Origin of the sequence: Xenorhabdus sp. PR6a (genome assembly GCF_028599065.1) — a bacterium.
Classification (GTDB): Bacteria; Pseudomonadota; Gammaproteobacteria; order Enterobacterales; family Enterobacteriaceae; genus Xenorhabdus; species Xenorhabdus doucetiae.
In genome coordinates this window covers 1-10,150 of record NZ_JAQRFJ010000084.1, presented here as the reverse complement: position 1 = coordinate 10,150, position 10,150 = coordinate 1, and the positions used below count along the sequence as shown (strand labels likewise).

General features: G+C 39.8%; 13 protein-coding genes. 10 read left to right on the top strand and 3 right to left on the bottom strand.

From position 1 onward, the window contains the following. Positions 1 to 235: 235 nt before the first annotated feature. The 7 genes from PSI15_RS16125 (at position 236) to PSI15_RS16095 (ending at position 6,678) form a co-directional block, all read left to right on the top strand. The gene (locus tag PSI15_RS16125) at positions 236 to 955 is read left to right on the top strand and encodes a hypothetical protein (protein ID WP_273584417.1); all 720 of its coding nucleotides are present in this window, start codon (positions 236 to 238) and stop codon (positions 953 to 955) included. A 59-nt stretch (positions 956 to 1,014) separates the two neighbouring features. Further along, positions 1,015 to 1,245, top strand: coding sequence for an RNA chaperone Hfq (locus tag PSI15_RS16120; protein WP_273584416.1), 231 nt, complete (start codon positions 1,015 to 1,017; stop codon positions 1,243 to 1,245). An 11-nt stretch (positions 1,246 to 1,256) separates the two neighbouring features. Continuing rightward, on the top strand, positions 1,257 to 2,609 hold the full coding sequence (locus tag PSI15_RS16115; RefSeq protein ID WP_273584415.1) for a DnaB-like helicase C-terminal domain-containing protein: 1,353 nt from the start codon (positions 1,257 to 1,259) through the stop codon (positions 2,607 to 2,609). A gap of 107 nt (positions 2,610 to 2,716) precedes the next feature. Continuing rightward, a complete protein-coding gene (locus tag PSI15_RS16110; RefSeq protein ID WP_273584414.1) occupies positions 2,717 to 3,841 on the top strand; it encodes a DNA primase in 1,125 nt (374 codons plus the stop codon). 68 nt (positions 3,842 to 3,909) lie between these two features. Next, positions 3,910 to 4,716, top strand: coding sequence for a hypothetical protein (locus tag PSI15_RS16105; protein WP_273584413.1), 807 nt, complete (start codon positions 3,910 to 3,912; stop codon positions 4,714 to 4,716). 89 nt (positions 4,717 to 4,805) lie between these two features. Then, complete coding sequence (locus PSI15_RS16100; protein WP_273584412.1) at positions 4,806 to 5,315, top strand: hypothetical protein; 510 nt, start codon at positions 4,806 to 4,808, stop codon at positions 5,313 to 5,315. 49 nt (positions 5,316 to 5,364) lie between these two features. Beyond that, positions 5,365 to 6,678, top strand: coding sequence for an ATP-dependent DNA ligase (locus PSI15_RS16095; RefSeq protein WP_273584411.1), 1,314 nt, complete (start codon positions 5,365 to 5,367; stop codon positions 6,676 to 6,678). A 74-nt stretch (positions 6,679 to 6,752) separates the two neighbouring features. On the opposite strand, the gene PSI15_RS16090 is transcribed toward PSI15_RS16095, so the two are convergent. Then, a complete protein-coding gene (locus PSI15_RS16090; protein ID WP_273584410.1) occupies positions 6,753 to 7,310 on the bottom strand; it encodes a hypothetical protein in 558 nt (185 codons plus the stop codon). Positions 7,311 to 7,683: 373 nt separating this feature from the next. Between PSI15_RS16090 and PSI15_RS16085 the strand changes: the two genes are divergently transcribed. The 3 genes from PSI15_RS16085 to PSI15_RS16075 all read left to right on the top strand — a co-directional run bounded on the left by PSI15_RS16085 (position 7,684) and on the right by PSI15_RS16075 (position 8,660). Then, the gene (locus PSI15_RS16085; RefSeq protein WP_273584409.1) at positions 7,684 to 7,788 is read left to right on the top strand and encodes a helix-turn-helix domain-containing protein; all 105 of its coding nucleotides are present in this window, start codon (positions 7,684 to 7,686) and stop codon (positions 7,786 to 7,788) included. Positions 7,789 to 7,998: 210 nt separating this feature from the next. Beyond that, complete coding sequence (locus PSI15_RS16080) at positions 7,999 to 8,241, top strand: transposase (protein WP_337928933.1); 243 nt, start codon at positions 7,999 to 8,001, stop codon at positions 8,239 to 8,241. Positions 8,242 to 8,333: 92 nt separating this feature from the next. Beyond that, the gene (locus PSI15_RS16075; protein WP_273584408.1) at positions 8,334 to 8,660 is read left to right on the top strand and encodes a hypothetical protein; all 327 of its coding nucleotides are present in this window, start codon (positions 8,334 to 8,336) and stop codon (positions 8,658 to 8,660) included. A gap of 10 nt (positions 8,661 to 8,670) precedes the next feature. Here the strand turns inward: PSI15_RS16075 and PSI15_RS16070 are convergent, their stop codons facing one another. Both PSI15_RS16070 and PSI15_RS16065 read right to left on the bottom strand, forming a co-directional pair. Next, the gene (locus PSI15_RS16070) at positions 8,671 to 9,468 is read right to left on the bottom strand and encodes a DUF4225 domain-containing protein (protein ID WP_273584407.1); all 798 of its coding nucleotides are present in this window, start codon (positions 9,466 to 9,468) and stop codon (positions 8,671 to 8,673) included. 1 nt (position 9,469) lies between these two features. Beyond that, a complete protein-coding gene (locus PSI15_RS16065; RefSeq protein ID WP_273584406.1) occupies positions 9,470 to 9,949 on the bottom strand; it encodes an Hcp family type VI secretion system effector in 480 nt (159 codons plus the stop codon). Positions 9,950 to 10,150 lie beyond the last annotated feature (201 nt).

Below are 10,150 nucleotides of genomic sequence, written 5' to 3'. Positions count from 1 at the left end.
CTATTTGAGAATACTACGTTAAGCGGTATCATTGAGATCCTTAATTTGTTTTGGTTGTTTGTTTAATACCAAAATCTATATATATCTTATGGGAGCACGGCATTCGTCTTGCTCTCTTTTTTTATCATCTTTTCTTACTTACACCTTCTCAGCGGAATTGATTTTCGTTTCTTTCACTGCTATAAATCGTACTCATTTACTTATGTAAAGAAGGTTAAAAGTATCTATGTGCCTAATGTTGGATTATTTCATTAAAGAGGGTGACCCGCAGGAATTCATGCTCTCATGGACGGCACAAGACAAAGACCAGTGGGTGGTTGATAACGTTGGTCTGTCACGCGCTAACAAAGAATTAGCGTTGTTTGATAGCAAATGGTTTGATTACCGACATCTTCACTCTATGGATGCCACCATCTTATTTGCGGAAGCTTACAAACGTGAATACTCGCAAATCATGCTGAGACACGGCAGAGAAGATTTTCGCAAAGCGCCATTTAAGACAGGGCTTAAACGTTGTCCGTTTATCAATCTGTCAAAATCAAACATCACTTCACTATGGAAAGCCAGACAAAAGGCGGATGAGCTTGGTGTCGAATATGGCTATTTCATCATGAGCATGTTGTCGATAGCGGCAAAGCGCGAGTGGGGTGAATTACCTCGCCCTCAGCATTTGTGGCAGGACGATTTGTTGGAGATCTTCACGGAGAAAAACGAGAAGCGTAAGGGAACCCGACTGAATGGCTCTGAGTTAGATTATTTCAAAAAAACCAACTACTTGGGTGATGAAATCCAAGATGCTCACAGAAAGTATGTGATGGGGCAAATTGCAGATGCACGACCTGATAAACGACATTTTTTGATTTTCTCGGCTGTTTTCACACTTGAGTACATCGATCAGCAAATTTTCGTAGACCAGTTCCCCAACGAATTCAGGAAAGCCTCTAAGTTTTTATAGAAGCCCTGTTTGAAAATGACAATATCCAGTAATGGATTAATGTTAAAGGAAAAAGAGAAATGAATCACGATTACGAAATTATTAAATCGCGCCTTTCGTGGCTGAAATTCAACAACGTACCGATTGAAATTGTCACAAATAGCGGTAACAAAATTTCGGGCTTTGTTCGCAAATTTGATGATCTGTCAGTTCTGGTTGATGAAGCCGGTCACAACGATCTTAATACTTTCAAAACGGTGAATTACTCATCTATTGAAAGTGTCCAAAACCTTCATGCTTCCGCTTGTTGAGGGAAATTTGAATGTCTTCCTCAGAATTAGAATTGGAACACACAAGCGCCTCATTATCGGATCGCTTTGACGAGAATTTCCAAACGATGCTCGCCGCTTATTACTGCCGTGACTATCGTTTTGTCACTCAGGCTCATGACTTGGTTGAGCCAAAGCAGTTCGACAACAAGGCTCTGTCGTTTCTGGTTTCGGCCGCCGGACGCTTTTACAAAATGTACAAGCAACCGCCATCGATGCCGACTTTAATTACATTAATTACCAACGATGTAAAAGCCAAGGCAATAAGACCAGAATATGTACCTGATGTGAAAACAGCCATTGCGAAAATCAATGATGTAAAGCTGACCGACTCTCAGTATATGGTTGATCAGGTAACGTTATTTGCTCGTTCAGTTGCTTTCGATAACGCCATGATTAAGGCTGCTGAGTTCAAAGACAAAGGTGACTTTGATAAAGCCATGCAAATCATGGATAAGGTTAAGCACCTTGGCGGTCAGGGAAATACTGAGGTATACGACTATTTCTCTGAATCTGCTACGCGATTTGAGGCTCGTGAAAAACGCGCCAGCGGTGAAGCTCCGCCACAAGGTATCACAACCGGTTACCGTGCAATCGACGCTTTGCTTTATCACAAAGGATGGGGGCGTAAAGAAATGACCCTGTTCATGGGTTTTGCGAAATCTGGTAAGTCAACGGGTATGGGCGAGTTTGGTGTTAACGCGGCACTGGCGGGTTTTAACGTGCTTTACGTGTCTCTGGAAGTTCATAAGGAGATAGTGGCCGATCGGTTTGATGCCCGATTATCTGAAACAGATATGGACGAGCTGGTCGATAGCCGAGAGCGTGTATCAGCAAAACTTAAAGATCTTGGGGCAACCGGCAAGGTTGGCAAAATGTTCGTCATTCAGCGTCCGCCTGGCACGGTCGCGCCGAACGATATTGTTCGTATGATTGAGGGCATTATCGCTACCGGTGTAACGCTCGATATGCTGATCATCGACTACGCTGACCTGATGAAACCTAACTATCGAAGTGGTGATGTACGTGAGGATGTGAAAAGCATCTACACCGATACCCGTGCTATTTTCGATACATATAACGTCGCAGGTATAACGGCATCACAGACTAACCGTGAGGGTGGTTCATCCGAGGTCGCTACGATGATGCACGCAGCAGATAACGTTGAGAAAGTACGTATCGCTGACTTGATTATTACGATTAACAAAACGGAAGAAGAAAAAGCTAAAGGCGAGGCTCGATTGTATATCGCTGGTTCCCGTAACCAAAAAGGTGAAGTGAGTGTTCGAATTGAGCAGAACCTCGATCAGATGCGATTCATTAAACGTATTATTGATATTACATAGCCTGACTCCCGATCATAAAAAGTCTATAAAAAACAAACTATCCGTGATAATACTCGTCATTAGTGGCTTTGTTATTATTTATAATAAGTCAGAAGAAATAATAGGTTATGCGAATAAACAATAATCTAAAAGAAAAGTTAATCGAGTTCGACATAGAGCAGTTTTTTGATCTCGAAGGCATTACTTACCGCAGAACCACCGGAAAAGCGGGTCTTGAGCTGAACTTAAGAGAATGCCCTACATGTGGCAGTCATAATTGGAAAGTCTACTTTAACCCGAAAACAAAACTTGGTGTCTGTTTCGCTGGTAGCCATCCTACTGATGATCAGTTCAACGTCTACCGATTTCTGCAACGATATTCAGGGTTAGAAAAGCGTGAATTAACAAACTACATCGATGCTCAGTTATTAGAGCAGGGCTGGCGACCGAAAGAGAAAGAAGTAAGATTGGAAAGTAAGATTGATTTGATTCGTAAAGTCGATCTTCCGCCTCATTATCTTCTGCCTTTACCAGATGGCCGTATACCTGATTACCTCGTTGAGAGGAACATATCGCCTGAATTGGTCAAATACTTTGACCTCCGATTTATCGTTAACGGTTCACACGTATATCACGATTTTAATGAGCGAATAACAACGCAGGACTTTTCGATGCGGGTTCTGATCCCTATTTATGATTTGGCCGGCAACCTCTGCACGTTTCAGGGGCGTGACGTCACCAACACAGCAGAGAAGAGATATCTGTTCCCGTCCACTCTGCCAGCTTCCGGGCGTTTTTTATATAACGGACATAACGCAATGGGCAAATCTACTGTTGTACTGCTAGAGGGCGTTTTTGACGTGTTCGCAGTTAAGCGCGCCTTATTCAAAGAAGAATCACTCAGAGAACATGTTGAGCCTATAGGTACGTTTGGTATGCACCTTTCCGGTGATTTGGCGGAAGAAGGGCAAGATCAGTTAGGTAGCTTCCTCACATTAAAAGAAACGGGCTTAAAAAACGTTGTGATGCTATGGGATTCAGAGAAACAAGCGGTTAAGAACACAATCAAAGCCGCCAAGAAACTGCAATCCATAGGTCTTAACGTCAAAATCGCGGCGTTCAATAATGAGGGACAAGATGCCGGCGGATCGGGGGATAGTGACATCATTGAAGCCTATTACCGCTCGAAGCCGTTCAATCAGCGACTTTCTTTGGAATTATTAATCAAAGGGCATAAAGCTATTTGTTTATAACGGTATGTATTAATTTACATATTATATGTATAAGATAAGTAGAAAAAATGAAAGAGGTAAGAAGCAAAATGGATAATTCCGCTTTTATCGACAAGATTAAGGCTCTAGACGGATTCAATGGTGTTGAGGCTGACGAAAAACCAGATATTATCTGCACCGGTATCGAAATAATGAAGCGTGAATTTGAACGCCTCACGTCAGAAACGTTTTTTTACAGCTCTGATAAAGTGTGTCTTGAGATTCAGCACATCCGCCTGCGCGACTCAGATTCCTTATACGATTTAGTTTATATGCGTGATGTTATTAAAGAATCAGCCAAATCAAAGGTCAGAACGCCTCTCACTTACATGATTGGATTTTGTGACAATATGCTGGTAGCCGTTACTTCTGATTTTGATTCTAAGCCACCACTGGAGGTTTTTGATTCGTTTACCCGTGAATACGAGAAACAATCCGACGAGGAATTTATCGGTATGCCAATAGCGGAATTTCACGCCGTATTACGTGACGATAAACTACCGGAAAACTCAGGCTTTGCCTCTTTGGAATTGCTATTTAACAATAAAGTATCTGCAACTATGCCTGATTATCATACTGTTAAAGGCGAATCAGGTGATGTATTGCGATATATTAAGGATCATCAAGGAGTGCAGATTATGACACAGTTGAACTCCGGCTTAGACTTAATTCAGCTCGCCAATTCTTTCGCTGACAACATAATCAATCGCTCCGCACGTCTTACCTCTAAAGCTGTTGCAGAGATGGGGATGATGAAAGAGCAAGCGATTTCCTACGGCTTGAAAGCGGCCTTGTCTTCTATTGCAGATATTCAGTTACGTGGATCAAAACTGGCTGGCATGGCTGGTATGTTCTAAACCGCTTTAAATTAGTTTTTCGCCTCTATCATTACGATATTATGCGCTTACAAAATACGTAAGCGCATAACTATTATAAGGCTATAATTATGTACAAGTTAGAAGTAAAAGAAAGTGTTACAAATTTGCCAGAAGGCGTAAATAAATCATTATGCCCCACCAATGCTTTTCGCATCCACTGCGACACAACCGGAAATCTACAGTCATACACACTATGCCAGCACATCGTTAAGGCAAAGAAAGAGAAGCGCCTTGGGAAGTCCGGCATGTTTAAAGAGTGCTCATGTGCTTTGGATAACATCGCCTGCCCCGCTTTATTAATGATGCTGACGGAATATAAAGCCGGTCGCATCATGTTTTACGACCATTACGATCCATCCATTGAAAACTATCCGGCTCGACCAATGGCTCAACAATCAACGTTAAAACGGTCATGGTTCAGTAGCAAGATGCTGATAGCCAAAACAAAGGTGGAAGACGTTAAATCCACCTCCAAACCACTTAAACCAGAGTTACCTGACGATATTTATAAAACCGCCATGATGGACGCCTATAAACAGGAGAATGAGCCTATAAATAAAACTCTCTGTTCAAACTAAATTTATTAACAACAAAGATAAATAAACAATTTAACAAATTAAGGTCAATATGAAAAATAATCTCATCGCATTAAAACTTAAACTCGATGCCATGAATGAGGTCGGCACTAACAAGAAAAAGGAAATGTTAGCGGGTTTTAATTCTCTCGAATGCGGTTACATGCACTATATTCTGAACCCATTCATGATGTATGGCGTAAAAAAATACGACAGGCCGACGCCAGCATTTGAAAGCAGTGTCTCAGATGCTGATATCGTACTGTTACTGGACGAACTGCGGAATCGTAATGTTACAGGGTCACAAGCAATTCAGGCTGTTGAAGCTATTTTGTCTAGGATGGTCGAAGACGAACAAGAAATGTTCCGCCGAATTCTGCTTAAAACAACGAAAGCCGGCATCGGAATTTCTATGTTTAACTCGGTACACACGGATCATAAAATCCCTAAATTTGAAGTACAACTGGCAACTAATTATCGAGCCAAAGGCGATTTGAAACTTGAGGTGAAAAACAAATACGCCAAATTCCCTATGATCACCCAAAAGAAACTCGATGGTATGCGGATAATCTGTAAAGTAGACGGTGATGAAGTAGAGTTCCTGAGCCGTACTGGTAATCCGGTTACAACACTCGATCATCTTAAAAACCAAATGATTGCTTTGCGTGTAGCGTCAGGTTACCAGACTATTTATTTTGATGGCGAGGGTGTGGTTGGCTCCTTTAATGGCACTGTCTCTGCATTACGTAAGAAAGGCGCCAAAGCCGTTGGTGCTGAGTTTTGGCTGTTCGATTGGTTCTTACCTGAATGGCAAGCGCAAAGTGAGCAGAAAAATTATGCCAATACAGGCGTTAAGTTACGTGATCGTATCATCCACTTAATAAGTTGGTTCAAGCAAGCCGGTAAACTGGTCAATGTACAATTATTGCCTTTCAGTATTGTACACAGCCACGAAGAATACGTTACGCTGTTCAAGTCTCGCCTTGATGCAAACGAAGAAGGTGAAATGGCAAAAGATCCTGATTCCCCCTACTACTTCAAACGTACTCGCGGTTGGTGGAAGTTAAAAGATGAAAACGAAGCAGACGGTGAAATTATCGGATTTAAACCAGGCGATGCCGATAGTGGTTTTAAAGATACTTTGGGTTCAGTTACCATCCGTCTCGAAAACGGTGTAATTGTTGATGCGAACGGTATTAAGCACCAATATCTTAATGAGATCTGGAATAATCAAGATAAATACATGGGGCGTATTGCTAAAGTGAATTTCCACGAATTTACGCCGGACGGCAGCTTACGCCATCCTCGCTTAAAATGGCCGTCATGTCTGCGTGACGACGTAGATAGAATTGGAGATAAAGAATAATATGATATCGACATGCCATTGTAATTAATACATGTTATTTATATAAAGGGTGTGATTGATCACACCCTTTATATCTATGAAATAGATATTTTTTTTTCACCACCACTTTTAATTACCGAATTGATGTCCTTATTGTTACAAAAATATATATAAGGACTACGTGCGCCATTCGACCCAACACTATGATTACCGCCAGTAAAAACATAAGGTTTATCATTGATTTTGAGCGTTAAAGAACCGCCTACATTAGCATAGTCTTTAAAACCTAGATAAGCTTCTTCCTCCGTACGCCATCCACCAGCTAAGTGTTCGAAGACGACCAAAAAAGACAATTGCTTGTCTTTGTAGTACAATTGTGGGCTTATATTTCCTATTTTCCTATTTGGCACAAGGATAGTTCTGTGCGGCGAAATGCCAGAATACCCCCAAAATGGGTATGTGTCTTCGTAACCATCTGAATAATCAGACCAAGTACCAGACGCAAAAGTAACAATTGAACCCGCAGATTTATTAATAAATGCAGACATAGCAAATGACGGCTTTAAACCCGCTTTTGCACCCGCCGCCAACATAGACCGCTCACCAAATTCAGCGACAACACTACTCCCGACATTTCCACTCTGTACTGCCATCTATTATACCTCCATGTAATATTTATGTTTATAATACGTATCTGTATACATAAATAAACCTATTATATCCACCTTCTATGTGACTGCCCCACCGCCTACATACAAAAATATCGTCAATTATACTGATTCGCTTATTGAACCAGATAAACCAATCAGTTAAAGTAGCTCCGCCATTGGCAAAATCCAATGGTCAAGGCGTCGCGGCCTTGTCACTCATGACACTGGCAGAAATTTTGCCAGTGTGCCTGTTATCATCCTTTCAATGGTGATTCAGGTGGGGGAGACGTAAGTCTCGCTGGTTATGAGTGCCAGTCCGCGAACCCTGTCTGAATCACCACCATCAATGAGCAATTAATGGAAAGGGGTAGCAGGTATGACTTACACTCAAAAAGACTGGCACCAAGCCGACATTATCGCCGCATTACGTAAACGTGGTACAAACTTCTGCAAGGTGCTCTGTGCTCGCTTCGCGTTTTGATCGCTAGTTGATGCTCTAAGATAGCCAAAGATGTACATAATCTGCCCTACGTGACATTTAAGTTATGATCTAACATGGTGTGCCATATAGGTTATGACAAATATATAAAAACTGCCACTTTTAATCTGTGATCATGGGGTATACTTAAATTGCACTTCTGTAGCCCTTGATATCAAAGGGCTACGAGAAAACTTTGGACTTTTCGATGAAATGGGCGCACAACCCCAACAAGCGAAAAATCAAGGGATGGAGGTACAAATTCTGGGCCGCAAGAATCGCAAAGCTCAACGAAAATCTGATCGGGAACGCTATCGACTCAGACATTGGGTTGAAAACGCGTTTCTCCATTTGAAGCGCTGGCGTGGTATAGCGACTCGTTATGCCAAAAAGAGTGCATCGTTTCTTGCCGCAGTCCAAATCCGCTGCCTTGCTCTTTGGTTGAGTATTTCATGACGACGCTATCTAGTGAGCTTTTTAATTAAGTTAAATAAAGTGATATATTAGGCTATGTTTTTTATTATTTTTGTTAAATGGGATTGTCTTATATGGATAAGAGTATTGAAAAGTTAATGATTGATAGTGGATTTACTGTGCGTGAAATCGGAAAAATAAAATTTGCAGCCGAAAAGTCTGGTAATGGAGTTCTAAAAGAGATTAAAGAATTGGGTGGTGGTTTTTATAGGATTATATTTATAGTTTTTTTTTCATTGTTTGTTTCTATTTTTATTTTTTTAATGGCTGAGAAAGCTAATGTTATTGGTTTTTTATTTGCCGTTTTTTGTATAATTCCTTTTACATTGTTTATGGTGTCTGCAAGATTGAGATACAAATCCTTTATGTTTATGAAAAACTATAAAGGAAATGATTTCTGATTTTATGATATTAATTTTTCTTGTTGTAACTAGAGTCATTATAGGTATCATAAGCCGATTTTATAGTGATGAAGTCGGCGCCAATTTCTAAAAAAAGAGCATAACCGTTCATCAGTTGATAACCAAAAACATAATCTGTGTTTATATAATAAAATAATCTCCATGCCTCTGGCTTCAATGCACTCCGGAATAGTCCATAGCCTGAAAGTGTGAGGTCAACCCCTGCATAAACTAGAGTTCCCGCTGTTTTACTAAAACCTAAAAGTTCTGCACTATATTCATATCCACGTCGCAAATGACCTTTATAAAAAACATTGTTATCGACAATTGCACCAACGTTTTCTTCAATGGCACCGAAACCGTGAACTACGAGTCCTGCTCCTGCAACTGTTCCAACTGTTCCAGTTACTTTAGATGCAATTATTGCACTTCCTGTAATCACTTGTGTAGTACCTATAACAATACCAACAGCTTTCAGCATATAGTCACTAAAATCAAGTTTTCTTCTGATTTCAAGATGAGCATATTGTTTGGTTAAATTATTCTTTATAGAATTTGCTTGGAATGATATATTATCACGTTCTTTTTTTAAATCTAACATCGCCTGTCTTTTTATTTCAGGTGATTTTGTATTGTTTGCTATATTGACATGATGTTGAGAAAAATTAGAGATCTCATTTTCAAATCGCCGTCTTATAGGTATATTCTTAAGAAGAATTGATGCTGATAAAGATATTTCTTTGAGGCTTCTTGCTGTGATAGAAACCATGTTGTTGTAATAATCATTTTCTCTAGATTTAGAATACATATCAATAAACCCTATCATCCCAAAAGCTATACCCGCTTGTACCTGCTAAATGATGTTGCCACGTTATACTTTTATACTTAAATGAAACACTTTCTTGTGGTTGTGCGTCATTATGAGTTAAAGAATTTGGGCAGATAAAACTCATTTCTGAGATAGTTACGTTTGTTATTTTTAATGAGTAATACTTTGATAATCCTCCTGCACTGTCAGTTCTATAAATGTCAAATAAGCATTCTAATTCTTCATTGTTAGATATGGCTACTCCTAGTAAAGGTGATGACTTGTCTATTGGTTTTTTTATGGTTATAGGCGAGTGAGCTACGTTCTGCTCTCTATATAAGGCGTGACTTAATTCATAGATATAAATTTGATCTTCACGACCACATTGATAAATATTTCCTATCGAATTTTCTGATGAGCATCCAGCAGATATTAAACCTTGTTTCTTACCGTTAACCGTTAAATATATAATGTTAGACATGTTGTTTCCTTTTTTTGTTTTACACATAAAAATACAAAAATTTTCATGATGTTGTCAATGGGATTATTGATGTTTTAAATACTCGAAATATAAGTTTAAATAGAACTGAATTTTAGATTTTTATTCTGCTGTAAATATATATTTGGGAACCTCTAAAAACTTTTCACAGCCACCAAATTGAGTAAAATGTAGACACGATAC

What these genes read in the sequence shown, in the direction of transcription:
- PSI15_RS16080 (WP_337928933.1), top strand. Translation starts at nt 7,999, where the DNA reads ATGGGCGCACAACCCCAACAAGCGAAAAATCAAGGGATGGAGGTACAA.
- PSI15_RS16090 (WP_273584410.1), bottom strand. Translation starts at nt 7,310, where the DNA reads ATGGCAGTACAGAGTGGAAATGTCGGGAGTAGTGTTGTCGCTGAATTT.
- PSI15_RS16095 (WP_273584411.1), top strand. Translation starts at nt 5,365, where the DNA reads ATGAAAAATAATCTCATCGCATTAAAACTTAAACTCGATGCCATGAAT.
- PSI15_RS16120 (WP_273584416.1), top strand. Translation starts at nt 1,015, where the DNA reads ATGAATCACGATTACGAAATTATTAAATCGCGCCTTTCGTGGCTGAAA.
- PSI15_RS16100 (WP_273584412.1), top strand. Translation starts at nt 4,806, where the DNA reads ATGTACAAGTTAGAAGTAAAAGAAAGTGTTACAAATTTGCCAGAAGGC.
- PSI15_RS16075 (WP_273584408.1), top strand. Translation starts at nt 8,334, where the DNA reads ATGGATAAGAGTATTGAAAAGTTAATGATTGATAGTGGATTTACTGTG.
- PSI15_RS16110 (WP_273584414.1), top strand. Translation starts at nt 2,717, where the DNA reads ATGCGAATAAACAATAATCTAAAAGAAAAGTTAATCGAGTTCGACATA.
- PSI15_RS16070 (WP_273584407.1), bottom strand. Translation starts at nt 9,468, where the DNA reads ATGTATTCTAAATCTAGAGAAAATGATTATTACAACAACATGGTTTCT.
- PSI15_RS16115 (WP_273584415.1), top strand. Translation starts at nt 1,257, where the DNA reads ATGTCTTCCTCAGAATTAGAATTGGAACACACAAGCGCCTCATTATCG.
- PSI15_RS16125 (WP_273584417.1), top strand. Translation starts at nt 236, where the DNA reads ATGTTGGATTATTTCATTAAAGAGGGTGACCCGCAGGAATTCATGCTC.
- PSI15_RS16105 (WP_273584413.1), top strand. Translation starts at nt 3,910, where the DNA reads ATGGATAATTCCGCTTTTATCGACAAGATTAAGGCTCTAGACGGATTC.
- PSI15_RS16085 (WP_273584409.1), top strand. Translation starts at nt 7,684, where the DNA reads ATGACTTACACTCAAAAAGACTGGCACCAAGCCGACATTATCGCCGCA.
- PSI15_RS16065 (WP_273584406.1), bottom strand. Translation starts at nt 9,949, where the DNA reads ATGTCTAACATTATATATTTAACGGTTAACGGTAAGAAACAAGGTTTA.